A 25,276-nucleotide genomic window follows, 5' to 3' on the forward strand; every position below is an offset into this window, starting at 1 on the left:
CCCTTGCCGCGCTGTCTCGGGTGCTAACCTCGCAGATTCCAGGGGAAGACATTTCCGGTGACAGGGAGCCTGCCATGCATGCCATAGCTTTCATTCAGGATCTGGCAGTAATCATGCTGATCGCAGGCGTCGTCACCGTAGTATTCCACCGTCTCAAGCAACCGGTGGTGCTGGGCTACATCGTTGCGGGACTGATCATAGGTCCGCATACGCCGCCCTTCAGCCTGATTCACGACGAAGACACCATCCGTACCCTGGCCGAACTGGGGGTCATCTTCCTGATGTTCTGTCTGGGGCTGGAGTTCAGCCTCGGCAAGCTGTTCAAGGTGGGCGCCACGGCGTTCATTGCGGCGTTTCTGGAAATAGGCCTGATGATCTGGCTGGGCTACGCGATCGGCCAATGGTTTGGTTGGAGCAACATGGATGCGATGTTCCTTGGCGCCATCCTGGCCATCTCGTCGACCACCATCATCGTCAAGGCGCTCACCGACCTGAAAATGAAAGACCAACGCTTCGCGCAGCTGATCTTTGGCGTGCTGATCGTCGAAGACATCCTGGGAATCGGCATCATCGCGCTGCTGTCCGGGCTGGCGGTCAGCGGGTCGGTCAGCTCCGGTGAAGTGGCGTCGACCCTGGGCAAGCTCTCGCTGTTCATGGTCGTGGCGCTGGTGGTGGGTATCGTTCTGGTGCCCAAGGTGCTGGCCTACGTGGCACGCTTCCAGAGTGACGAGGTGCTGCTGGTGACGGTGCTGGGGCTGTGCTTCGGCTTTTGCCTGCTGGTGGTCAAACTGGAGTACAGCATGGTGCTGGGCGCCTTCCTGATCGGCGCAATCATGGCCGAGGCTCGCCAGCTGCAGCAGATAGAGCGCCTGGTGGCACCGCTGCGCGACATGTTCAGCGCAATATTCTTCGTTGCCATCGGCCTGTTGATCGACCCCCAGGTGCTCGTTGAATACGCCTGGCCCATTGCGGTGATCTCGGCGGCGGTCATTGTTGGCAAGATCGTCTCCTGCGGGCTGGGCGCATTCCTGGCGGGCAACGATGGACGTACTTCGCTGCGCGTCGGGATGGGCTTGTCCCAGATCGGCGAATTCTCGTTCATCATCGCCGCACTGGGCATCAGCCTGCAGGTGACCAGCCATTTCCTTTACCCGGTGGCGGTGGCCGTGTCGGTCCTGACGACCCTGACCACGCCGTACCTGATTCGCGCCGCCGACCCGTTCGCGCTGATGCTCTCCCGGGCCATGCCGCGCCGAGTCGCGCGGGTACTGCGCATGTACGGTGAGTGGCTGCGCAGCATTCAGCCGCAGGGTCAGAGTGCGGCGCTGGCAACAATGATCCGGCGCATCGTGCTGCAGGTCGGGGTCAACCTGGCGCTGGTCGTGGCGATCTTTGTCAGCGGGGCGTATTTCGTCGAGAGCCTGGGCGCCTGGTTGTACGACTGGGTGGGGGTGGAAAGCCGGCAGAAGGCGCTGGTGTGGGGCGGCGCGCTGTTGCTATCGCTGCCGTTCCTTATCGCGGCCTATTGCAAGCTCAAGGCGCTTTCTCTGTTGCTGGCAGAGCTGGGGGTCAAGGCAGAGATGGCTGGGCGCCATACCCAGCGGGTACGGCGCGTGGTGGCCGAGGTGATTCCCTTGCTGTCGTTGCTGCTGATTTTCCTGCTGCTGGCGGCGCTGTCGGCGAGCATCCTGCCGACGCTGGAATTGCTGGTAATCATCGGCGCGCTGGCTGCCGGGGTGGCAGCCCTGTTGTGGCGATGGTTCATCCGGGTTCATACGCGCATGCAGCTGGCGCTGTTGGAAACCCTGGAGCGGCCCGACCACTGACCGCTGGCGATCAGCTTTCCAGCCAGACGTCCCGCGCCCAGTGCCACACCGACTCCCAGCTGTCTTCGGTGACCAGCTCTTCTTCGCCGGACCACAGCACCACGGTGCCGTCTTCCTCGACGCAGTAGTAGTCCTCGCCGTCCTGGCAGATAGGAATCAACTCGCGAGGCACACCAATGTCCCAGGCGGTAGCGGCGACCTCCGGCAAGTAGGTATGCGACTGCGGGTCAGTCACGGTGACCGGTTCCAGGCTGCCGTAGACCACGTCGCTGACGGTGAGCAGAAACTCCTTGAAGACGAAAGGGATGTTGATGAACAGCTGTTCTTCAATTTCCACCAACTGGTCTTCGTCCGGTAATTCCAGGGGCACGGGCACCGGCTCGTTGGCTTCTCGGAGTTGCTCGATGACTTCTTCCACGATTGTTTCCTCTGACAAGATTACGCGTAGCGCTTTATACCTTAGCTGCAAAGGCAGGAATGCAAAACCCCGGAGCAAGTCCGGGGTTTTTGTGCAACGCGTCAGGCTCAGCCGTTCTGGCGGATACCGGCGACCAGCCAAGGCTGGTTCTCGCCTTGTGGACGTTCCATGTTCCAGCTTTCGCTGAAGGCCTCGCCCTTGTCGAACCGCGAGGTCTTGGAGACGCCGCTGAAGGTCAGGGTGGCGATGGTCTTGTCGGCCCGATCATCGACGCCGTCGAGCACCACCGACAGGTCGTCGATGTAGGTCGACTGGAAGCCGTCACCCAGGTCAGCACGTTCCTGCTTGAGGAACTGCAGCATTTGCGGGGTGACGAACTCGGCGATCTTGTCCATCTCGTTGGCGTCCCAATGCTGCTGCAGCGACTGGAAATGGTTGCGCGCAGCGGCCAGGAAGCTCTGTTCGTTGAACCACGCCGGAGCGTTGAGCGCCGGACGAGCGGAAGCCAGTGGCGCAGCCGAGCCACCGAAGATCGAAGCCTGTTGTGCCTGCGGATTGATTTCACGCTGATACGGCGCGCCGGCACCGGCGGCAGCGGTAGAGGCGAATTCCGGCGACTTGCGGCGACGGGCGGCAATGAAGCGGAAGATCATGAAGGCAATGATGCCGAGGATGATGATGTCGAGGAAACCGCCCCCGGAGAAGCCACCGCCCATGAACATCGAAGCCAGCAGACCACCGGCGGCGATGCCGGCCAATGGGCCCAGCCAGCGCGATGCGCCACCAGCGGCCGCCGGAGCAGCGGCGCCTGCGGCCGCAGGGCCGGCGCTTGGCGAGGTAGGGGCAGCCTGGCGGGTCTGGTGAGTCGGCGCCGCGCCGAAGCTCTTGCCGCCGCCGAAGCGCTTGGCCTGGGCGTCGAGGCTCATCGTCAGACCGATGATCAGCGCCAGGGCGATGCTGAGAAAACGTTGCATAAGGAAGTCCTTGGTGATTGCACGCAGGCCATGTTGCACAGGAGTACCGTGCATGACCAGCGACAGAGTGTTTCTAGCCGTTACATGGACTACAGAAATATCAGAAATTTCCTACAAATTAGCGGTGAGGCGTCCAAGCGCCCGGCTTGGTCGCGCCACTCGAGAGGCGATCACAGCCTCAAGACAGGCCAAACCCCTACAACGCCTCCAGCTTGGCATACCCCAGCATCAACCACTTGCTGCCCTCGGCGAAGTTGACCTGCACCCTGGCCTGGGCGCCGGAGCCTTCGAAGTTGAGGATCACGCCCTCGCCGAACACCGAATGCTGTACGCGCTGGCCGAGGCTGAAGGCGGTCTGCGGGATGGCGGCGCCACCGAACAGGCTGGAGGTCTGCTGCTGCGGGCTGCTGAAAGGACGGCTGACGCTGTTGGACAGCCGCACTTCCTGGACCAGCCCGGGAGGAATTTCACGGACAAAGCGCGACACCTTGTTGTAGGTCTCGCTGCCGTACAGTCGCCGCGTTTCAGCGTAGGACATCACCAATTGCTGCATGGCCCGGGTGATGCCGACATAGGCCAGGCGTCGTTCCTCTTCCAGTCGGCCAGGCTCTTCCAGGCTCATCTTGTGCGGGAACAGCCCTTCTTCCATACCCACCAGGAACACATAAGGGAATTCCAGGCCCTTGGCGCTGTGCAGTGTCATCAGCTGGATGCTGTCTTCATGCTCATCGGCCTGGGCGTCCCCGGCTTCCAGCGAGGCGTGGCCAAGGAAGGCGGCCAGCGGCGTCAGCTCGTCGTCCTCCGGAGCGGTCTCGAAGTTGCGCGCGGCGCTGACCAGTTCCTCGAGGTTTTCCACCCGAGCCTGGCCTTTCTCGCCTTTTTCTTCCTGGTGATAGGTGATCAACCCGGAATGTTCGATGACCAGCTGGGTCATGCTGTGCAGCGGCAGCTCGGCGGTGCGCGTGGCGAGGTCTTCAATCAGCGCGGTGAAGGCGCCGATGGCGTTGCCGGCGCGGCCGGTCAGGCCCTTGTTGGTCACCAGCTGCTGCATGGCTTCCCACATCGACAACCTGGCGTGGCGGGCGTGCTCGCGGATAGCCTCGACGGTTTTTTCGCCGATGCCGCGCGGTGGCACATTGATTACCCGCTCGAGCGCGGCATCGTTGCCGCGGCCATCGAGCAGGCGCAGGTAGGCCATGGCGTTCTTGATTTCCGCGCGCTCGAAGAAGCGCTGGCCACCGTAGATGCGGTACGGGATGCGTTCACGCAGCAAGGCTTCTTCCAGCACCCGCGACTGGGCGTTGGAGCGGTAGAGGATGGCGATGTCGCTGCGTGCCAGGCCGGTCTTGAGCGCGCTTTCGATGGTTTCCACCACGTACCGCGCTTCGTCGTGTTCGTTGAATGCGGCGTACAGGCTCAGCGGTTCACCGTCGCCGTCTTCGGTCCAGAGTTCCTTGCCCAGGCGCCCGCTGTTGTTGGCGATCAAGGCGTTGGCTGCTTTCAGGATGCCGGCGGTGGAGCGGTAGTTCTGCTCCAGGCGGATCATCTGCGAATCGGGGAAATCGGCAGAGTACTGGTGAATGTTTTCGATTTTCGCCCCACGCCAACCGTAGATCGACTGATCGTCGTCGCCCACCACCATGAGGCTGTCGCCGCCCTTGGCGAGCAGCCGCAGCCACGCGTACTGCACGGCGTTGGTGTCCTGGAATTCGTCCACCAGCACGTGGCGGAAACGCCGCTGGTAGTGCTCCAGCAGACCCTGGTTGTTGCGCCACAGGTCCAGCGCGCGCAGCAGCAGCTCGGAAAAGTCGATGACCCCGGCGCGGTCGCAGGCCGCCTCGTAGGCTTCGTAGATCGAACGCATGGTCGCCAGGAACAGATCGCCACCGGGCTGGATATTCTGCGGGCGCAGGCCCTCGTCCTTCTGCCCGTTGATGAACCACTGGGCCTGGCGTACGGGCCAGCGCTGCTCGTCGAGACCCAGCTCGCGCATCACCCGCTTGACCAGGCGCTGCTGGTCGTCGCTGTCCAGGATCTGGAAATTCTGCTTGAGCCCGGCCTCCTGCCAGTGCGCCCGCAGCAAGCGATGCGCCAGGCCGTGGAAGGTGCCCACCCACATGCCGGCCGGGTTGATGCCCATCAGCTGCTCGATACGCTGGCGCATCTCGGCGGCCGCCTTGTTGGTGAAGGTCACCGACAGCACCGAGTGTGGCGAGGCGTTTTCGACCTGGATCAGCCAGGCAATCCGGTGCACCAGCACCCGGGTCTTGCCCGAGCCGGCACCGGCCAGCACCAGTTGGCGCCCGAGCGGGGCCGCTACGGCCTGCCGTTGGGCATCGTTGAGGGAGTTCAGCAGAAGGGAGAGGTCATCGCGCATTCCGGCATTTTAGGGTGCGCAATGACTTGGGAGCAAACGCCGCATTCAATCGGTCAATAATAAATGGCCACTTTGGTCCCATGCCCTGCTTGTGTATGCTCCTTGCAAGGCTTAGCAGCAGACAATACAGACTACCGCCAATGATTCGCCAAACCCGCGTGCCAGACACATCTGAACCATTCGCCGGTGCGAGCGGCAGCGCCTTTATCGGGCAATTGGCGCTCGAACGCACGCGCATGCTCTATCAAGGGTCACTGCTGCCGACGCTGTTCATGCTGGTCAATGGCCTGCTCTGCGCCTGGTTGCTGGCCGCCCCTCGGCATTATCTGGTGGTCAGCGCCTGGCTGGTCTGGTTGATGGCCTTGACCGCGCTGCGAGTCATCCAGGTGGCAGCGTTCGATTCGGCGCAGCCTGAACGCCAGGCCAACCCGCTGTGGTTGCGCACCTTCATGCTGGGCTCGGCCACCAGCGGCCTGACCCTGGGCTGTGCGGCCATCGCCCTGGTGCCGGCAGACAATTTCGCCCAACAGGCCTGGGTCTTCGGCCTGTTGGGCGCGGCAACCCTCTCGGCCAGCGTGGCTTACGCGGTCAGCCTGCCGGGTTTTCTCAGTTTCGCACTGCCGTGCCTGGTCCCGCCGATCGTCTACTCCTTCATTTATATCGACGACCCCAGCCAGCATGGCTGGGGCTGGCTTGGGCTGATCCTGCTGGTGGCATTGTTCGTGGTCGCCTGGCAGGTACACCGGCTGATCGAGCGCAGCCTGCTGCGACGGTTCCACAACCAGGAGCTGATCACCCACCTGCAGGCGGCGCAGAGCCGCAGTGAGCTGTTGAATCAGGAGCTGGCCGAGGAGATCGATCAACGCCGCTTGGTGGAAGCGGCCTTGCGCGAGGCACAGGTCAGCCTGGAGCGGCGGGTGGCCGAGCGCAGCGCTGACCTCGACGCCGCCAACCAGGCGCTGGGCAAGAGCGAGGAGCGGCTGGCCATGGCGCTGGACGCCAGTGCCCTTGGCCTGTGGGACTGGAACCTGGTGAGCGATGAGGTGCACCACAGCCACCTCAAGGAGCTGCTGGGGGTCGAGCCGGAGCACCCGGCAACCATGCTCGAACACCTGTTGCCGCTGCTGCACCCCGAGGACCTGCCGGTGCTCAAGCAGGCCCTGCGCGGCCACTTGCGCGGGCGTACCGAGGATTATCGGGTGCAGTACCGCATTCGCCATCGCGACGGCCACTGGGTCTGGCTGGAAGACCGCGGTCGCGCGGTCGAGCATGCGCCCTCCGGGCGGGTCACGCGCATGGCCGGCACGCGCCGCGACATCAGTGCCAGCAAGGTCCTCGAGGAGCAGCAGCGGCTGGCCGCCACGGTGTTCGATGCAGCCAGCGAGGGCATCGCCGTGCTCGATGGCAGCTACCGGATGCTGGCGGTGAACCAGGCCTTTACCCGGGTCACCGGGTTTCCCGCCGAGGACGTCATCGGCAAATATGTAGCAGAACTACCCAGCAGCCACGACGCCCGCCGCCACCTCACGCAAATCCAGAAGGCCCTGGCCCAGCAGGGCACCTGGCAGGGCGAACTGATGGAAACCCGCAAGGACGGCCAGCTCTACCCGCAGTGGCTGCAGCTCAATACCGTGCGCGACAACCAGGGCAAGACCATCAATATCGTGGCCTATTTCGCCGACCTGTCCGAGCGCCGCGAATCCGAGGAGCGCATGCGCTACCTCAGCCACTTCGACGAGCTGACGGGGCTGGCCAACCGCACGCTGTTCCGCGAGCGTCTGCGCGAGGCCCACCAACGGGTACGCCAGGGCGGCCGCAGCCTGGCCCTGCTGCACATTGACCTGGACCGTTTCAAGATCATCAACGCCAGCTTCGGCCACGAGAGTGCCGACCAGGTGCTGCGTGAGGTGGCCCGGCGCATCGGCAGCGCCTTGCCCGAGGCAGTGGCCATTGCGCGGCTGTCCGGTGACGAGTTCGGTGTGCTGTTCGACGCCTACGCCAGCCTGTCGAGTCTGGCCCGGGTTACCGATCGCCTGCTGGGCAAACTGCGGGCGCCGCACTGGATCGATGACGAAGAGGTGGTGGTCAGCGCATCGGTAGGCATCAGCCTGCTGCCGGAGAATGCCCGCGAGGTGCCGGAACTGCTCAGCCAGGCCAACATGGCCATGCGCCAGGCCAAACACCTGGGCGGCAATATCTTCGAATTCTTCACCGAGAGCCTGCGCGCCACCAATGTCGAGCGGCTGCAGCTGGAAAACCAGCTGCGCAAGGCTATCGAGGAGGACCAGCTGGAGGTTTTCTACCAGCCCAAGCTCAACCTGCGCCTGCAACGTCTGGACGCCGCCGAGGCGCTGGTACGCTGGCGCCATCCGGTGCGCGGGCTGATCGGCCCCGGCGAGTTCATTGCCCTGGCCGAGGAGACCGGGCTGATCAATCAGATCGGCGAAAAGGTCTTGCGCCAGGCCTGCTGGCAGGTGCGCGAGTGGCAACGCATCGGTCTGCCCGACGTGCGCGTGTCGGTCAACCTGTCGGTGTATCAGCTACGCCAGGGCAAGCTGCTCAGCATGGTCCGCCAGGTGCTCGAAGACACCGGGCTGCCTGGCCCGCTGCTGGAGCTGGAGCTGACCGAGACGCGGCTGTTCGACAGCGTCGAACACGTCATCTCGATCTTCCGCCAGTTGCAGACACTGGGCGTGAAAATGACCATCGACGATTTCGGCACCGGCTATTCTTCCCTGAGCTACCTCAAGCGCTTCCCGGTGGATTACGTGAAGATCGACCAGGCGTTCATTCGCGGCCTGGAGGAAGGCGAGCAGGACGCGGCGATCATTCAGGCGATCATTTCCATGGCCCACCAGCTCAAGCTGCAAGTAGTTGCCGAGGGCGTGGAGACCCAGGCCCAATTGAGCTTCCTGCGCGAGCACGGTTGCGACGAAGTGCAGGGCTACCTGATCAGTGAGCCGCTGTCGGCGCAGGCACTGGCGGCGATGCTGGTCAGCGAGCAGCAAGGGGAGCCGCTGGGGGCCTGGCAGTGAAAGTGACGGGAGTCCGGCATTTTGTCCGGTCTGCGTCAGCACTTTGACTGTGCGAAAACAAGGTCATGTAGTATAACTACAAGAATGTTTCCCCCGGTCCGCTGCTGCCGGTCCGTCAAATAATAACTGAGTCCTGCCCTTGAACCTCTTGCAACACATTGCCCAGTCGCGCCATCTCTTGCGCAAGTCGGAACTCAAGGTCGCAGACCACGTGCTGCTCGACCCGGCGGCGGTCATGCACAGCTCCATGGCGGACCTGGCGCATCATGTCGGCATCAGTGAGCCGACCATCGTGCGCTTCTGCCGGGCGATTGGTTGCACCGGTTTTCAGGACCTCAAGCTCAAGCTGGCGCAGAGCCTGGCAGCCGGCGCGAGCTTCGGTCAGTTCGCCATCCACGAAGACGACTCGGTGGCTGACTACAGCCTGAAGATCTTCGACACCACCTTGCACACCCTGATCGAAGTGCGCGAGAAGCTCGACCCCGAAGCCCTGCAGCGCGCGGTGACCGCCATGGCGGCAGCGCAGCGCGTGGAGTTCTACGGTTTCGGTGCCTCGGGCGCGGTGGCGGCCGATGCCCAGCACAAGTTCTTCCGCCTGCTGCTGACTGCGGCTGCCTATTCCGACCCGCACATGCAGGCGATGTCGGCGGTGACCCTCAAGCCTACCGACGTGGCGATCTGCATTTCCCAATCCGGGCGCTCCAAGGACCTGCTGATTACCGCCAACCTGGTGCGTGAGAGCGGCGCCTCGCTGATCACTCTGTGCCCGAGCCAGACGCCCCTGGCCGAGCTGTCCACCGTCAACCTGGCGATCGACGTGCACGAGGACACCGAAATCTACACGCCGTTGACCTCGCGCATCGCTCACCTGGTGGTGATCGACGTGCTGGCCATGGGCGTGGCCATGGCCCGTGGGCCGACCCTGGTCAATCACCTCAAGAGCGTCAAACGCAGCCTGCGCAGCCTGCGGCTGTCGCCCAAGTCGCACAAGGCGCTGGACGACTAGATTCGAGGTCGCTTGGAGCCCTCGTACACCAGAGCCTGCCAGCACCACAAAACTTCACCAAGCTGCCCTCAAACCGTCATCCGCGACCGCCACTCTAGGCTCTCCGAACTCGAACTGGGAGACAGGGCATGGCTCGTAATCACGAAGACGCGCAGCAACCGTCCAGCAGCAAGACCCGGCGTCAACAGGAAGACCAGCGTCGCATGGAATTTCGCCGGGCCATCGAAAGCCACAGCGAGCAGCGCCGCCTGCTCAGCGAAATCGCCGACTATCCCGACCTCAACTACTGGCAGGAAGCCCCTTCGGCAGACCATCAAAACGCCCAGCAAGCACGCTGATCTGCGCCCGTTCGGCGCGGATGAAGGCCTGGAAGGCCAGCGCCACCGGTGACTGGCGCCGGGCCTTGGCCTGCACCACGCACCAGCTGCGATACAACGGCAGTTCTTCAACGGCCAGCTCCTTGAGCGCTCCGGTGGCCAACTCCAGGTTGACCGCATGCCGGGTCAGCAGGGCCACCCCCAGGCCGGCGATCACGCACTCGCGCTGGGCGTCGGCCGACGCCACTTCCAGCGTCTGGCTGAAGTGCACGCGTTTCTCCTTGAAGTACTCCTCGCACGCCATGCGCGTTCCCGAGCCCTGTTCGCGCACCAGCAAGGTCCAGGGTTCCAGGTCCTGCAGGCGCAGCTGGGCCAATTGGCTGAGGGGATGCTCGGGGGTGGCCACGGCGACGATGGGGTTGTTGAGAAACGGCATGAAGTCCAGGCCCATGTCCTGGGGCACCATTGACATCACCGTCAGGTCATCGCGGTTGTCGGCCAGGCGGCGGATTGCCTGAGCGCGGTTGACCACGCTCAGCTGCAGGTTGACCTCCGGGTGCTGGCGCTTGAAGGCTGCGAACAGGTGCGGCACGAAATACTTGGCGCTGGACTCCACTGCCAGCTTCAGCTGGCCTTGCAGCGAGCCCTGCAGGTCCGCCAGCTGCATGTCGAGGTTTTCCAGGCGCCCGAAGATGTCCCGGCTGGCGCGCTGCAATGCCTGGGCCGCCTCCGTGAGGTAGAGCTTCTTGCCGACATAATCGAACAACGGCTGGCCCACCAGCTCTTCCAACTGGCGAATCTGCAGGCTCACCGCTGGCTGAGTCAGGGACATTTCCTCGGCTGCCCGGCTGTAGGAACGCAGATCGCAGACTTCGTTGAAGACCTGCAACTGGCGCAGAGTCATTCGCATGAGAGACTTTCGCACGCTGTCACACCCCCGGGTTCGCCGCATGATCGCGGCACGTTCGTGCAACTATAAGCTTTAGCTTATGGCACCCCCAACAAATATTGATTTTTGTTAATCACTGGGCACGACTATGGTGACAAGGCAACCGGCTCAGCCCGGTTCGATTGATTCGGTCGAGGAACGTCCAAAGTGATAAAAAAGATCCTGATCGCCAACCGTGGCGAGATCGCCGTAAGAATCGTGCGAGCCTGCGCGGAAATGGGCATCCGGTCGGTGGCTATCTACTCCGAAGCCGACCGCCACGCCTTGCACGTCAAACGTGCCGACGAAGCTCACAGCATTGGTGCCGAGCCCTTGGCCGGCTACCTGAACCCGCGCAAACTGGTCAATCTGGCCGTGGAGACCGGCTGTGATGCGTTGCATCCAGGCTACGGCTTTCTGTCGGAAAATGCCGAGCTGGCGGAGATCTGCGCGCAACGCGGGGTGAAATTCATCGGCCCCTCGGCTGATGTCATCCGCCGCATGGGCGACAAGACCGAGGCCCGGCGCAGCATGATCCAGGCCGGCGTGCCAGTCACCCCCGGCACCGAAGGCAATGTCGCCGACATTCACGAGGCGCTGGTCGAGGGTGATCGCATCGGCTACCCGGTGATGCTCAAGGCCACCTCCGGCGGTGGCGGCCGCGGCATCCGCCGCTGCAACAGCCGCGAGGAGCTGGAACAAGCCTTTCCCCGGGTCATCTCCGAAGCGACCAAGGCCTTCGGCTCGGCCGAGGTGTTCCTCGAGAAGTGCATCGTCAACCCCAAGCACATCGAGGCCCAGGTGCTGGGTGACAGTTTCGGCAACGTGGTGCACCTGTTCGAGCGCGACTGCTCGATCCAGCGGCGCAACCAGAAGCTTATCGAGATCGCCCCCAGCCCACAGCTGACCCCCGAACAGCGCGCCTACATCGGCGACCTGTCGGTGCGCGCGGCCAGGGCGGTGGGCTACGAGAATGCCGGCACCGTGGAGTTCCTGCTTGCCGAGGGCGAGGTGTACTTCATGGAGATGAACACCCGGGTGCAGGTCGAGCACACCATCACCGAAGAAATCACCGGTATCGATATCGTCCGCGAGCAGATCCGCATCGCCTCGGGCCTGCCGCTGTCGGTCAAGCAGGAAGACATCGTCCACCGCGGCTTTGCCCTGCAGTTTCGCATCAATGCCGAAGACCCGAAGAACAACTTCCTGCCCAGCTTCGGCAAAATCACCCGTTATTACGCGCCCGGCGGTCCAGGCGTGCGCACCGACACGGCGATCTACACCGGCTACACCATCCCGCCGTACTACGACTCCATGTGCCTCAAGCTGGTGGTCTGGGCGTTGACCTGGGAAGAAGCCATGGACCGCGGCCTGCGCGCCCTCGACGACATGCGCCTGCAAGGGGTCAAGACCACGGCCGCGTACTACCAGGAAATCCTGCGCAATCCGGAATTTCGCAGCGGCCAGTTCAATACCAGCTTCGTCGAGAGCCATCCGCAGCTGACCAACTACTCGATCAAGCGCAAACCCGAAGAGCTGGCCCTGGCCATTGCCGCCGCTATTGCCGCCCACGCCGGCTTGTAAGGAATACGACCATGAAGAAGATTTTTGTAACCGACACAATCCTGCGCGACGCCCACCAGTCCCTGCTGGCCACCCGCATGCGCACCGAGGACATGCTGCCGATCTGCGACAAGCTCGACAAGGTCGGCTACTGGTCGCTGGAAGTCTGGGGCGGCGCAACCTTCGACGCCTGCGTGCGCTTTCTCAAGGAAGACCCCTGGGAGCGCCTGCGCCAGCTGCGCGCAGCACTGCCCAACACACGCCTGCAGATGCTCCTGCGCGGGCAGAACCTGCTCGGCTACCGGCACTACAGCGATGACGTGGTCCGTGCCTTCGTGGCCAAGGCGGCGAGCAACGGCATCGACGTGTTCCGCATCTTCGATGCGATGAACGACGTGCGTAACCTGCGCGTAGCCATCGAGGCGGTGAAAGCGGCCGGCAAGCACGCCCAGGGCACCATCGCCTACACCACCAGCCCGGTGCACACCATCGAGGCCTTCGTGGAGCAGGCCCGGCAGATGGAGGCCATGGGTTGCGACTCGGTGGCCATCAAGGACATGGCCGGCCTGCTCACGCCGTTCGCCACGGGCGAGCTGGTCAAGGCGCTCAAGGCCGAACAGTCGCTGCCGGTGTTCATCCACTCCCACGACACCGCCGGCCTGGCCGCCATGTGCCAGCTCAAGGCCGTGGAAAACGGCGTCGACCACATCGACACGGCCATCTCCAGCTTCGCCTGGGGCACTAGCCACCCGGGCACCGAGTCGATGGTCGCGGCGCTCAAGGGCAGCCCCTACGACACCGGCCTGAGCCTGGAACTGCTGCAGGAGATCGGCCTGTACTTCTATGCCGTGCGCAAGAAGTACCACCAGTTCGAAAGCGAATTCACCTCGGTGGACACCCGCGTGCAGGTCAACCAGGTGCCTGGTGGGATGATTTCCAACCTGGCCAATCAGCTCAAGGAGCAGGGCGCCCTGAGCCGCATGGGCGAGGTGCTGGCGGAGATCCCGCGGGTGCGTGAAGACCTCGGCTTCCCGCCGCTGGTCACGCCGACCTCGCAGATCGTCGGCACCCAGGCTTTCTTCAACGTGCTGGCCGGCGAGCGCTACAAGACCATCACCAACGAGGTGAAGCTGTACCTGCAAGGCGGCTACGGCCAGGCCCCGGGAGCGGTCAACGAGCAGCTGCGCCGCCAGGCCATCGGCAGCGAAGAGGTGATCGACGTACGTCCGGCCGACCTCCTCAAGCCGGAGATGGTCAAGCTGCGCGCGGAGATCGGCACGCTGGCGAAGACCGAGGAGGACGTGCTGACCTACGCCATGTTCCCGGACATCGGACGCAAGTTCCTGGAAGAGCGCGCGGCGGGCACCCTGGCCCCTGAAGTGCTGCTGCCGATTCCACAGCCGGGCGCGGCGGCCAAGGCGGGCGGCGAGGGCGTGCCGACCGAGTTCATCATCGATGTGCATGGCGAGAGTTACCGAGTGGACATCACCGGGGTCGGGGTCAAGGCCGAGGGCAAGCGCCACTTCTATCTGTCCATCGACGGCATGCCGGAAGAGGTGGTGTTCGAACCGCTCAACGAGTTCGTCGCCGCCAGTGGCGGCAACAAACGCAACCAGGCCAGCGCGCCGGGTCATGTCAGCACGACAATGCCGGGCAATATCGTCGACGTGCTGGTCAAGGAAGGCGATGTGATCAAGGCCGGGCAGGCGGTGTTGATCACCGAAGCCATGAAGATGGAGACCGAGGTGCAGGCAGCCATCGCCGGCAAGGTGGTCGCGATCCATGTGGCCAAGGGCGACCGGGTCAACCCCGGGGAGATTCTGGTGGAGATCGAAGGCTGATCGGCTTTGCCCCGCAACGCATGACCTCGGGAGGCTTTGGCCTCCCTTTTTTTGCGCATCAGGTCCTGCAGGCTTATCAGAAACGCAACCGATACTCCCCGACCACGGCATGGTTGCGGCTGTTGCTGCCGATCTCGCCGTCATACCCCAGGCCCAGGCTTTGCCGCGCGGTCAGGCCCAGGTCCAGCCCGGCCTCGATCATCAGGCTGTCGCGATCGAGCGCCGAGCCTTGCACATTGAACGCACTGCCGCCCTCGATGAAAGCCTGGCGCGTGCGGGTGTCGACATCACCGTAGGCGTGCCGCCAGCCGAGGCTGGCGCGCGGGGTCAGGCTCATGCCGTTGGCCAATTGCCGCAGCTGCGCCAGGCGCAGGCCGAAGGTGCTGGTGAAGTTGTCCTGGGTCTGGCTGTCGACGTCCAGCGCGGCGGCGCCGCCTTTTTCGCGATAGCCGTCGCGCTGGTTGCGCTGGTAGCCAAGGTTGGCGAACGGCTCGGCGCTCAGGCGCCCGCTGCCCATGGCGTAGCCCAGCTCGGCGAAGGCCTGCTGGCTGTTGCCGTGGTAGTCGCCTCGCGGGGTGTCGCTGAAACCGTTGAAGGCCACGCTGCGTTTGCTGCTGCCGTCGTTGCCGCTGTAGGCGGCGCCCAGGCGCAGGGCCAGCGGGCCGGCCTGATGCAGGGCGTAGGCGCCCAGGTGCCAGCTGTCGACCTGGCCGCTCATGCCGCTGGCGTCCAGCTCGGTGCGCGAATATCCCCCCAGCACGCCCAGGCGCCAGTCCGGGGTCAACGCCCAGTCCAGGCCCAACACACTGCCGCGGGTGCGTTGTTGCAACGAGCTGCCGCCGTTTTCGCCGTCCAGCTTGCCGTAGCTGCCCAGGCCTTGCAGCCACAGGCGGCCCAGAGCGTTGGGGTCGTTGAGGTTGCGCGCCGCAGCCGGTACGCCGGTGGCGGCCAGTTGCGGGGTGTCCTGGTCGGCCATGCCCACCAGCATGCCGGCACCGCTGCCCAGCTGGCGCATGGCCGCGAGCATGCTGCTGCCGACTTGAGCGGTGCCGGCCTGGGTCGCGGAGCCGAGGCTGGCGTTGCTGCTGGCCGCCAGCTGTTGCAAAGCGCCCCCGGCGCTGGCCGTGCTGGTATTGAGCAGTGCGTTGTACAGCGTACTGCCGCTGCCCAGGCGGGTCAGGCTGCGGGCGGCACTGGCCGCGCTGGTGCTGGTGGCGAGGTCGGCGAAGGCGACGTCGTTGCGCTTGTAGTCCAGGTTGACCTGGGTGGCGCTGTAGCTCAGGGAAGGGGTGAGGAAGGCGTAGTCACTGGTGACCTGGCCAAAGGTGCCGCTCACCGCCCCGGCCTGTAACACCGTGTAGCGGTTCTGCCAGGGGTACTGGCCGGGGCTGGGCTGGACCTCCAGGGTCGCACCGTTCAACGCTGCGGTGCCGCCCACCACCACCGGCGCACTGCTGCCATCGGCATTGACGCCATACGCCAGGGTCGCGCCGCTGCCCAGGGTCAGGTTGCCCGTGACCTTTGCAGTGCCCAGGGTGCTGTTGGTCAGCATCGTGCCGTTGACCACCAGGTTGCCGACTGTGCCACCGCCTGCGTACACCCCGCCGTTGTCCACCGTGAGGGTACCGGCGATGCCGCCAAGGTTGTTCAGCCGTGCGCCGCCCAGCACTTCGCCACCGCTGCCGAAATCCCCCGCGCCGGTCAGGGTCCAGCTGCCACTGGCGACTTTCAGCCATTCGAAATTCTGGCTGGCGCCGAAGCTGCCCCCGGCAGCATCGTCGAGAATCAACTGGTCATAGCCGCTGCCGCCGTCCACCAGACCGACGAAGCGGCTGGCGCTGCGCAGCGTCAGGCTGTCGTCGCCGCCGCCCAGGTCCAGTGCCAGGCCATTGCTGCCGCTGATCAGGCCGCCGTTGATGACGCTGTCGGCGAAGTCGCCCTTGAGTTGCACGCCGAAGCCGTTGCGGCCCTCGATGGTGCCGTAGTTCTCCAGGTGGGTGGCCGCCACGCCACCGCCGGAGCTGCCATCGTCGACCAGCATGGCATTGTCGGCGCCGCTGACCAGCGCGCCGGCGGCGTTGTACACATAGCCACCGCCGATGGCGATGCCCTCGCTGTGGTTGGTGAAGCCGTTCTTGTCGACGCCGCCGGCCCCGGTGCCGCGGATGGTGCCGTAGTTCTCGATGTGGGCAACCAGGTCGATGTCCACGCCGTCGCCATCGCCGTTGGCCTTGAGGCCGCTGTAGTCGCCGCTGATGAGCCCGTGGTTGACCACGCTGCCGTTGCCGTCGGAACCGAAGCCCGAGCCGTTGCGGCCGATGACAGTGCCGTCGTTGTACAGGGTGGCGTCGTTGTCGGCGGTGATGCCATGGCGGCCGCCGCTGATCAGGCCATGGTTGTAGATCGTCACATTGCTCGCCGAGTCGACGTCGACACCGTCGAACTTGTCGCTGTCGGTGTGCGAGTCACCTGTGGATATCTCGCCCCAGTTGTACAGGGCGGCGTTGGCGCCGGTCTTGATGCCGTCGCTGGCGTCGCCGTGGATCAGCCCGCCCAGGCGGTTGTAGACCGTGGTCGTGGTGCCGCCGCGCAGGGCGTCGAGGTCCAGGCCCTGGCCGGTGGCCGAGTGGATAGTGCCACTGTTGTCGATGACCACGCTGCCGCTGGGCAGCAGGCTGTTGATGCGCAGGGCATCGTCATAGCCTTCGATCAAGGCGCCGCTGCGGTTGCTGATCAGGTAGTTGCGGCCTTGTGTGACCGAGCCGTTGCTGTCGATGGCACGGCCACCGCTGGAGCGGATCTGCCCGCTGTTGTCGATCACCACGCCGACGCCGCTGGTGGCGTCCTTCAAGGTGACGGCCTTGCCGGCGTTGCTCAGGGTGCCGCTGGCGGTGACGGTCAGCGAGTCGCTGCCGGTGAGGTTCAACGCGGTGCCGCTGGCGCCGCTGATGATCACCGCCTGAGCGACGGCGCTCGGCAGGTAGCCGGCGGCCGTGATCAGTGCGACGACGAAGGCGAGACGATGACGAGCGAATGGCATTAGGACAGCCCTGTCTAAGTGGGCCATCCTGTATAGCGTCTACTTCTTACAGAATTATTTAATGCTTGATACGAAATTGCTCGAGGCTCTTCACCTGGCCGTTCGCGGCCTGGTTTTTCGGGTCCAGCCAGGCTTCGAAGGCCAGGGCGATGGCCGGCCACTCGCTGTCCAGGATGGAGAACCAGGCGGTGTCGCGGTTATGCCCCTTGACCACCATGTGCTGGCGGAAAACCCCCTCGGGGCTGAAGCCGAAACGCACTGCCGCGCGCTTGGAGCGTTCGTTGGCGTCGTTGCACTTCCACTCCACGCGCCGGTAACCCTGGGCGAAGGCCATTTTCGCCAGCAGGTAGATCGCTTCGGTGCCTTTGGGCGTGCGCTGCATCACTGCGCCAAAGGCGACGTGGCCGATTTCGATACGCCCGTGCTGGGCGACGATGGACATCAGGCTGAGGATGCCCTGGGCCTGCCCGGTGGCCAGGTCGATCACGCAGAAACCCAGCGGGTCGGCGCTGGTGGCGTAGCCGTCGAGCCAGATGTCGAACTTCTCGCGGTCGGTAAACGGACCGTAGGGCAGGTAGTCCCACAGGCTGTGGTCGGCGTCGGGGCCTTGCAGCACTTCCCAGAGGTCTTCGCTGTGGCGCGCGGGCTCGAGTTTCTCCAGGCGCATATAGCGGCCGGTGAGGGTGTCACGGGCCGGTGGGTTAGCGGTGTGCCAATCTACGACTTCGGTACTCATTAGAGCTCCTGCAGGGTCTGGCGAAATTGAATGAAGCCGGGGCGCTCGGCTATGCGTTGGTACAGCTCGATGGCCGTGGCGTTGGTTTCATGGGTCAGCCAGTGCACCTTGGCGCAGCCGGCCTGACGCGCGGTGGCGTACACGTGTTCGATCAACCGTCGACCGAGACCTTGCCCGCGCTGCCCTTCGGCTACCAGCAGATCCTGCAGGTAGCACGAGTTCTCCACCGTCCAACACGAACGATGATAGATGTAATGGACCATGCCTACTGCCTCGCCGTTCCGCCAGGCCAACGCCGCGTTGATCGGTTCAGCAGGCTCCAGCATACGCTGCCAGGTCACCGCGCTGACAGCATCGGCTATTTCGGTCTTGTAGAACGCTTGATACGCCTTCCACAGGGGCAGCCAGGCAGCGTGATCGGCGGCGCTGACCGGACGGATTTCAATGACGGTCGAATTCATGGCGGTGTGTCCTTCAAAGGTCGTTCATGAGGGTGGCGAGGGCCTGGTCGCGCGGGTCGGCACTTTGCGCCAGGCCCCCGCGCACGCCGTTGATGTCCGCCTGGGCGCGGTTTTGGCTGAGCTTGCGCTTGCCCTCCAGGCGCTCGATAGGCAGGCGCAGGCCGACGATGGCCTTGAGCATGCCGGCGATGTAGTCGGCGGGCGCATCGCTCACGGCCCAAGGTTGGGCGCGACCGCTCTCGTGGTGTTCGGTGAGGGCGCTGACTACTGCCAGCAGGCGCTCGGGGTCGTCGAATATCTCGGCCTGACCGTGGGCGTGCACCGCCACGTAGTTCCAGGTCGGCACCACCTTGCCGTGTTCGGCCTTGGCCGGGTAGAACGCAGGGCTGACGTAGGCATCGGCACCGGGGAAGATCACCAGCGCTGGCGCACCGGCAGCCAGGTCGTGCCATTGCGCATTGGCCCGGGCCAGGTGGCCGACCAGGGTGCCGCAGGGGCCGGCGTCGGGCTCGAGCAGCAGGGGCAGGTGGCTGGCGTTGAGGCCACTGGCACCCTGGCTGACCAGAATGGCCAGGCGAGTCTGCTGGATGACCTGGTGTAGGCGGGGCAGGTCGTCATCGATGAAAGCGCGTGGGTTGTACATGGGCATGGGTCCTCGGGCGATGCGGCCATGCTAGGCTGTGGATTGGTCCGTTGTAAGATCCACTTTTACCTGTTTACTGAGGTCCAATCGCCGTGCCGACCCCATCAAACCTGGGCTTCGACCCCTCCGGCATCCTGCTGGACCGCCGCCTGGGGTTGAGCCAGCAGCTGTATCAGCAACTGCGCACGCGGATGCTTGCCGGCCAGATCGGCCGCGGCACCCGCCTGCCGGCCAGCCGCGACCTGGCGCAAGTACTGGGCATCTCGCGCAATAGCGTGGTGCGCGCCTACGAACAGCTGTACGCCGAAGGATTTATCCACAGCCGGGTGGGCGCCGGGACATTCGTCGATCTGCCAGAAAATCTATCCACAAAACTGTCCACAGGGTTTGCCACCCCCTTATCAACAAGGTTATCCACAAATCGCGCCGAAACAACTGGTGATACAGTCAGTCCTGTATGGACGAACAGCGCCCTTGATCGGCTAAAAAACAACCATTTGCCGCTGCCTCGAAGCGGTCCGCCGAAAGCGTTTCGGGTAGGCATTCATGCTTTCGATCTGTTCCCTTTCGACATCTGGAGCAAGCTGCAGGCGGCGTTCTGGCGCAAGCCCGACCTGGGGCAGCTGGGTTATGGCGAGGCCGAAGGGGACCCGCGCCTGCGCGAGCTGATCGCCGCCTACCTGCGCAGTTCACGAGGCTTGTCCTGCAGCGCTGAACAAATAGTGATCACCACCGGCGCGCAGCAGGCGATTGGCCTTTGTGCACAGCTGCTGCTGGAGCCCGGCGACAGCGTGGCAGTGGAAAACCCTGGCTACCGCGCCGCCGGCCATGCCTTCGCCAACGCCGGTGCGCGGCTGCGTGGGGTGGCTGTGGATAACGACGGCCTGGTGTGCAGCGAACTCGAACAGATCACCGATTGCCGGATAGCCTACGTCACCCCGGCGCATCAATACCCTACCGGGGTGACCATGAGCCTGGCGCGCCGGCTGCAGCTGCTGGCCTGGGCGCAGCGCTGCCAGGGCTGGGTCATCGAGGACGACTACGACGGCGAATATCGCTACAACGGTGCGCCGCTGGCGCCCTTGGCCGCGCTCGACCGGCAAGGCCGGGTGATCTACGTCGGCACCTTCGGCAAGGTGGCCTTTCCGGCGTTGCGCCTGGGCTACCTCGTGTTGCCGCAGCCGCTGGTGGAGCCGTTTCGCCGTCGCCGGGCGGTGGCGGTACGCAGCTCGGAGGTCGGCACCCAGGCGGTGATGGCCGAGTTCATCGCCCAGGGGCATTTCCAGCGGCACATCCGGCGCATGCGCCGCGCCGCCTTGAGCCGTCGCGATGCCTTGCTGGAGCACTGGCCGATGGACATCCCTGGCTGCGCGGCGATGCCCCGGGTTGACGCCGGCCTGCATGTGAAAATCGATGTCGACAGCCATGTGCGGGAGGCGCAGCTGGTGCAGTTGGCAGCGGAGGTGGACGTCGAGCTCAACCCGCTGAGCGACTATTGGCTGGCCGCGACGCCCTCTGCGCCAGCGCCCGGCAGCGGACTGGTACTGGGTTTCGCCGCCGTCGATGAGCGCGCGATCGAACAAGCGGCCAAACGTCTGCAACGGGCCTGGCAGAGCGGTCTTTGAGGCATTCTGAAACATATTCATGGGCGAACCAATGTTGCGAAGTGTATTCGAACCCAGGTGTCCTCCCCAGAGTGAGCCCTATGCAGAATGCAATCCTTCGCAAGTATCGGTTCCTGCTCAAGACGGTGACCTACGTTGGCTGGTCGCTGTTCTGGCTGTTGATCTGGGACATTATCGTCACCGTCGACTTCATGCTGTTTCTCGAGCGCAAGCTGACCCTGCCGTCGATGCCGCTGACGCTGCTGGGCTCGGCGCTGGTGGTGCTGACCAGCTTTCGCAACTCCAGCGCCTACAACCGCTGGTGGGAGGCCCGGACCTTGTGGGGTGCTCTGGTCAACAACTCACGCAGCTTCGCTCGCCAGGTGCTGACCCTGGTGCAGGACGGCGACACCTTGAACCCGGCCAAGGCGGTGCTGCTGAGGCGCCACGTGGCGTTCGTCAAATGCCTCTCGGCACACCTGAAGAAGGAGGATTGCGCCCCCGGCGTGGTCGAGCTGATCGGCGAGGAGGCCTTTGCCCGGCGCCATGACACCAACAACTTTCCCAACGACCTGCTCAACGGTTCGGCCGCATTGCTCAGCCGCGAGTATCAGGCCGGGCGACTGGACAGCATCCGTCTCGCCCGCCTGGAGTCGACCCTGGTGGAAATCTCCAACTGCCAGGGCGGCATGGAGCGGATCGCCAACACACCGTTGCCCTATCCCTATGTGTCGTTTCCGCGACTGTTCATCACCTTGTTCTGCATCATCGTGCCCATCGGCCTGGTCGAGGACCTGGGCTGGTTCACGCCACTGGCCTCCACCGTGGTCGGCTTCATGCTGCTGGCCATCGAAAAAATCGGCACCGACCTGCAGAGCCCGTTCCTGGCCAGCGAGCACGAGATCCAGATGGTGGCCCTGTGCGAGAACATCGAGAAGAACCTGGATTCGATGTTGCGCGATGCCGAGGTGACTTCAAGGGAGATGGCGCCTTGCCTCAAGTCCCCGACTTGATTTTGGTCCACGCCCGGGTCCGTGCCCGTTCGCCATCGCGATCGAGCGGCTTCAACGTATAGAGGTGGGCCATGGCCTCTTCGGTCGGGTACAGGTTGGGGTTGTTGCGGATCGCCGGGTCGACCTTGTCGGTGGCGTCCTTGTTCGGGTTGGGGTAGCCGACGAAGTCGCTGATTGGTGCGATCACTTCAGGCTGCAGCAGATAGTTGATGAAGGCATGGGCGTCTGCGGTATTGGCCGCGCCTTTGGGGATGGCCAGCATATCGAACCAGATCGGCGCGCCTTCCTTGGGCAGGCGCATGTCCACCACCACGCCGTTCCTGGCTTCCTTGGCGCGGTTCGCGGCCTGCGAGAAGCTGCCCGAATAGCCGACGGCTACGCAGATGTCGCCATTGGCGATGTCGGCCATGTATTTCGAGGAGTGGAAATAGGTGATGTAGGGGCGAATCTTGAGAAGCAGGGCCTCGGCCTTGCGATAGTCCTCGGCCTTGTTGCTGTTGGGCGACAGGCCGAGGTATTGCAGGGCCAGCGGCAGAATCTCCGACGGTGAGTCGAGCAGCGCCACGCCGCAACCCTTGAGCTTGCTGATGTTCTCGGGTTTGAAGATCAGGTCCCAGCTGTCCACTGGCGCGTTGTCACCCAGCGCGGCCTTGACCTTGTCCGGGTTGAAGCCGATCAGGATGGTGCCGTACATGTAGGGCACGGCGTATTGGTTGCCTGGGTCGTTGGCCTCCAGCAGCTTCATCAGCTTGGGGTCCAGGTGGCTGTAGTTGGGCAGCTTGCTGCGGTCCAGCGGCTGGAACACCCCGGCTTCGATCTGCTTGGCGAGGAACACGTTGGAAGGCACCACCACGTCATAGCCGGAGTTGCCGGTCAGCAGCTTGGCTTCGAGCGCCTCGTTGGTATCGAAGATGTCGTAGATCAGCTTGACGTTATCGGCCTTCTGGAAATCCACCAGGGTCTGCGGGGTGATGTAGTCGAACCAGTTGTAGACCCGCAGGGTGCGCTGCTCGTCCGCCTGCACGGCGCTGGCGAACAGGCTGGCGCAGAGTGCAGCGCAAGATAACGAAGACAACAGTCGCTTGATGTTCATGGATGAAGCTCCTTGAGTGCGCGTTCGAAACCTTCGAGTACGTTCACCGCGTTGACGCCGATTTCTTCCACGGCATAGCCGCCTTCCATCACGAACAGCGTCGGCAAGCCCAGCGCGGCGATGCGTGCGCCCATTTTCAGGTAGTCGGGGCTGTCGAGCTTGAACTGCGAGATGGGGTCGAGCATGAAGGTGTCGACGCCCAGCGAGATCACCAGCACTTGCGCGTCACTGGCCGTGATGCGCTGGCAGGCTTGCTCCAGGGCCTGGCTCCAGACCTCCCAGGCGCTGCCGGCAGCCAGCGGGTAGTTGTAATTGAAGCCCTCTCCAGCGCCTTCGCCGGTTTCGTCGGCGTAGCCGAGGAAGAACGGAAACTCGAACTCCGGATGACCGTGGATCGAGGCGAACAGCACGTCGCTGCGCGAATAGAAGATCGCCTGGGTCCCGTTGCCGTGGTGGTAGTCGACGTCGAGGATGGCCACCCGCGAGCGACCCTGGTCGAGAAAAGCTTGAGCGGCGATCGCGGCATTGTTGAGGTAGCAATAGCCGCCCATGACATCGCTGGCGGCGTGATGCCCAGGCGGCCGGCAGAGGGCGAAGGCGCTGTGGGCGCCGGCCTCGATTGCAGCCTGGGCGCTGAGGGCGACCTGCGCGGCACTGTAGGCCGCTTGCCAGGTACCGGCGGTGATCGGTGCACCACCATCGAAACTGTAATAGCCGAGTTCGCCGAGCAGGTGGGTCGGCTTGATCGCGCGCAGGCTCCGTGCCGGCCAGGTGAAGGGCAGGATATCGCCCTCGCCCCCGCTGGCCTGCCAGCGGGCCCAGGCGCCCTGGAAGAAGTCGAGGTATTCAGTGCTGTGCACCCGCTCGATGGGCTGGCGGCCGTGGTCCTGCGGTTCACGAACCTCGCCCAGGGCGCGACTGCGCACCCGTTGCACCACGTGGTCGGCGCGCGATGGCATCTCGAAACAGGGCATCAGGCGCCCATCGATCAGCTCGCAACGGCCGTGGTGCAGGTGATGATCGTCGGAATAGAAGGTCAGCATGTTGTTGTTCTCCGCAGGCTCTCTGTCCGTCCATTCTTGGCGGGCGGGGTCATTTGGAAAACGATGGGCATGGCCAAAAGGGGATCTATGTGGCCATTGCATGTGACCGTATTTTGCCTCCTGGTGGTGCAGGAGACGGATGGCATTGCGCGATCCTGGTGTGGAAGGGGCAAGGCCGGTGTGATCTTTCGGGCGCCTGGCGGGATGTCCAATATGGCCACCACCGGCCGCCCGCGCGGCCTATCGCGGGCTTCGCACGCTCCTAAGTCTGTTTCGATTTGATGCGGCTGGCCCGAAAAAACGTAGGAGCGCGCGAAGCCCGCGATAGGCCGCTATGCCGAAGCGAATAGAACCCGGGGCTGCGCTCAACTGCGAAAATGACTCGGCGCCACGCCGCTCCAGCGGATGAAGGCGTGGCGCAAGCTGGCGGTTTCGCTGAAGCCCAGCTGCTCGGCGATCTGGTAGATCGGTAGGCGATCCTCGGCCAGCAGCTGCTTGGCGCGCTCGAAGCGCAGCTCGTCGAGCAGCTCCTGATAGCTGCTGCCGACATCGTGCAGGTGGCGGCGCAGGGTGCGGGCCGAGCATTTCATCTGCCGGGCCAGGCCTTCGAGCCCCGGCGGCTGCGACAACTGCCGGGCGAGCGCCTGGCGGATGCGCGCCAGCCAGGCCTGGCGACCGGTGAACTCGGTGTTCTGCCGCCGGCAGCGTTCGGCCATGGCGCGGTGGGTCACGCCGTCGGCCAGCGGCAGCGGGCGTTCCAGCCAGTGTCGCTCGAAGGCAAAGCCGTGGTGGTCGCCGCCGAACTGCACCGGGCAGGCGAACGTGGCCTGGTAGTGGCTGCGGTAGCCCGGCTCGGCGTGGGCGAAGCGCGCCGCGTGCAACGGCAAAGGCTGCCCGAGCAGGTCGTCGCAGATGACCTTGAGCGAGGCCATGCACAGTTCGGCGTTGAATATCGCCAATGCCGAGCGGTCGCGATAGTTGCTGGCGGTCAGCCAGACGTGCTCGTGGTCCTGTTCCAGGCGCAGATCGAAAAGTGTTCCCAGCAGTGCCGGGTAGCGCAGGGCCAGCGCCAGGGCGTCACCGAAGGTGGCACTGGAGAGCAGGGCGTAGCCGAGCATGCCATAGGCCGAAACATGCATGCGCCGGCCCAGTTCCAGGCCGATCTCGCGGCGCAGGGCCAGCGCATTGGCGCACACCTGCATCTCCTGGCTGGTGGTGATGCGCGGGTCTGCGCGGCTCAAGTCCGCGGCGTTGATGCCACTGCCGGCGAGCAGGGCCTCACTGGACAGACCTTCGGCGGCGAAGGTATTGAGGACCAGGGAGACCGCGTTCAATGTGGTCAGATGTGAATGCAGCAT

The 25,276-nt window shown here is 64.3% G+C and carries 19 protein-coding genes; 8 read left to right on the top strand and 11 right to left on the bottom strand.

The annotated features are described in order from the left end of the window. Positions 1-74 precede the first annotated feature (74 nt). Positions 75-1,826 carry a cation:proton antiporter gene (locus SFA35_RS00820; protein ID WP_320574172.1) on the top strand — a complete coding sequence of 584 codons (1,752 nt, stop codon included), beginning with the start codon at positions 75-77 and terminating at the stop codon, positions 1,824-1,826. Positions 1,827-1,836: 10 nt separating this feature from the next. Here SFA35_RS00820 and SFA35_RS00825 read toward each other — a convergent pair whose 3' ends face one another. The 3 genes from SFA35_RS00825 to uvrD all read right to left on the bottom strand — a co-directional run bounded on the left by SFA35_RS00825 (position 1,837) and on the right by uvrD (position 5,595). Beyond that, the gene (locus SFA35_RS00825) at positions 1,837-2,244 is read right to left on the bottom strand and encodes an SMI1/KNR4 family protein (protein WP_296260677.1); all 408 of its coding nucleotides are present in this window, start codon (positions 2,242-2,244) and stop codon (positions 1,837-1,839) included. Between the two features lie 107 nt (positions 2,245-2,351). Continuing rightward, positions 2,352-3,218 carry a Tim44 domain-containing protein gene (locus SFA35_RS00830; RefSeq protein ID WP_320574179.1) on the bottom strand — a complete coding sequence of 289 codons (867 nt, stop codon included), beginning with the start codon at positions 3,216-3,218 and terminating at the stop codon, positions 2,352-2,354. A 196-nt stretch (positions 3,219-3,414) separates the two neighbouring features. After that, complete coding sequence (uvrD, locus tag SFA35_RS00835) at positions 3,415-5,595, bottom strand: DNA helicase II (protein ID WP_320574181.1); 2,181 nt, start codon at positions 5,593-5,595, stop codon at positions 3,415-3,417. Positions 5,596-5,831: 236 nt separating this feature from the next. On the opposite strand from uvrD, the gene SFA35_RS00840 reads away from it, so the two are divergent. The 3 genes from SFA35_RS00840 (at position 5,832) to SFA35_RS00850 (ending at position 9,974) form a co-directional block, all read left to right on the top strand. After that, entirely contained in the window at positions 5,832-8,630 is a 2,799-nt protein-coding gene (locus SFA35_RS00840; RefSeq protein ID WP_320579236.1) for a putative bifunctional diguanylate cyclase/phosphodiesterase, read from the top strand. A 139-nt stretch (positions 8,631-8,769) separates the two neighbouring features. Continuing rightward, entirely contained in the window at positions 8,770-9,636 is an 867-nt protein-coding gene (hexR, locus tag SFA35_RS00845; protein WP_320574183.1) for a transcriptional regulator HexR, read from the top strand. A 128-nt stretch (positions 9,637-9,764) separates the two neighbouring features. Continuing rightward, complete coding sequence (locus SFA35_RS00850) at positions 9,765-9,974, top strand: PA3496 family putative envelope integrity protein (protein WP_320574185.1); 210 nt, start codon at positions 9,765-9,767, stop codon at positions 9,972-9,974. Here the strand turns inward: SFA35_RS00850 and SFA35_RS00855 are convergent. Next, complete coding sequence (locus SFA35_RS00855; protein ID WP_320574188.1) at positions 9,916-10,878, bottom strand: LysR family transcriptional regulator; 963 nt, start codon at positions 10,876-10,878, stop codon at positions 9,916-9,918. The two genes, SFA35_RS00850 and SFA35_RS00855, sit on opposite strands and share 59 nt — an antisense overlap. A gap of 171 nt (positions 10,879-11,049) precedes the next feature. Here SFA35_RS00855 and SFA35_RS00860 point away from each other — a divergent pair, with 171 nt between their 5' ends. Both SFA35_RS00860 and oadA read left to right on the top strand, forming a co-directional pair. Then, positions 11,050-12,465, top strand: coding sequence for an acetyl-CoA carboxylase biotin carboxylase subunit (locus tag SFA35_RS00860; RefSeq protein WP_320574190.1), 1,416 nt, complete (start codon positions 11,050-11,052; stop codon positions 12,463-12,465). An 11-nt stretch (positions 12,466-12,476) separates the two neighbouring features. Further along, complete coding sequence (gene oadA / locus SFA35_RS00865; RefSeq protein WP_320574192.1) at positions 12,477-14,285, top strand: sodium-extruding oxaloacetate decarboxylase subunit alpha; 1,809 nt, start codon at positions 12,477-12,479, stop codon at positions 14,283-14,285. A 76-nt stretch (positions 14,286-14,361) separates the two neighbouring features. Here the strand turns inward: oadA and SFA35_RS00870 are convergent, their stop codons facing one another. The 4 genes from SFA35_RS00870 to SFA35_RS00885 are packed head-to-tail and all read right to left on the bottom strand — an operon-like array spanning position 14,362 to position 19,165. Beyond that, the gene (locus SFA35_RS00870; RefSeq protein ID WP_320574194.1) at positions 14,362-17,325 is read right to left on the bottom strand and encodes an autotransporter domain-containing protein; all 2,964 of its coding nucleotides are present in this window, start codon (positions 17,323-17,325) and stop codon (positions 14,362-14,364) included. Positions 17,326-17,383: 58 nt separating this feature from the next. Further along, entirely contained in the window at positions 17,384-18,061 is a 678-nt protein-coding gene (locus SFA35_RS00875) for a GNAT family protein (RefSeq protein WP_320574196.1), read from the bottom strand. Then, complete coding sequence (locus SFA35_RS00880; protein WP_320574198.1) at positions 18,061-18,522, bottom strand: GNAT family N-acetyltransferase; 462 nt, start codon at positions 18,520-18,522, stop codon at positions 18,061-18,063. Before SFA35_RS00880 ends, SFA35_RS00875 begins: the two co-directional genes overlap by 1 nt. A 13-nt stretch (positions 18,523-18,535) precedes the next feature. Then, positions 18,536-19,165, bottom strand: coding sequence for an FMN-binding negative transcriptional regulator (locus SFA35_RS00885; RefSeq protein WP_320574200.1), 630 nt, complete (start codon positions 19,163-19,165; stop codon positions 18,536-18,538). A 92-nt stretch (positions 19,166-19,257) separates the two neighbouring features. On the opposite strand from SFA35_RS00885, the gene SFA35_RS00890 reads away from it, so the two are divergent. Both SFA35_RS00890 and SFA35_RS00895 read left to right on the top strand, forming a co-directional pair. Then, complete coding sequence (locus tag SFA35_RS00890) at positions 19,258-20,790, top strand: PLP-dependent aminotransferase family protein (RefSeq protein ID WP_320574202.1); 1,533 nt, start codon at positions 19,258-19,260, stop codon at positions 20,788-20,790. Positions 20,791-20,870: 80 nt separating this feature from the next. Continuing rightward, a complete protein-coding gene (locus SFA35_RS00895) occupies positions 20,871-21,782 on the top strand; it encodes a bestrophin family protein (protein WP_320574204.1) in 912 nt (303 codons plus the stop codon). On the opposite strand, the gene SFA35_RS00900 is transcribed toward SFA35_RS00895, so the two are convergent. The 3 genes from SFA35_RS00900 to SFA35_RS00910 form a co-directional block, all read right to left on the bottom strand. Beyond that, positions 21,766-22,875: a polyamine ABC transporter substrate-binding protein gene (locus tag SFA35_RS00900; RefSeq protein WP_320574206.1), complete on the bottom strand. Its 1,110-nt coding sequence runs from the start codon at positions 22,873-22,875 to the stop codon at positions 21,766-21,768. The two genes, SFA35_RS00895 and SFA35_RS00900, sit on opposite strands and share 17 nt — an antisense overlap. Then, entirely contained in the window at positions 22,872-23,918 is a 1,047-nt protein-coding gene (locus SFA35_RS00905; protein ID WP_320574208.1) for a histone deacetylase family protein, read from the bottom strand. The genes SFA35_RS00900 and SFA35_RS00905 overlap by 4 nt, the downstream gene beginning before the upstream one ends. 365 nt (positions 23,919-24,283) lie before the next feature. After that, entirely contained in the window at positions 24,284-25,276 is a 993-nt protein-coding gene (locus tag SFA35_RS00910; protein ID WP_320574213.1) for an AraC family transcriptional regulator, read from the bottom strand.

The sequence above is a fragment of the Pseudomonas sp. HR96 genome, from assembly GCF_034059295.1.
Classification (GTDB): Bacteria; Pseudomonadota; Gammaproteobacteria; order Pseudomonadales; family Pseudomonadaceae; genus Aquipseudomonas.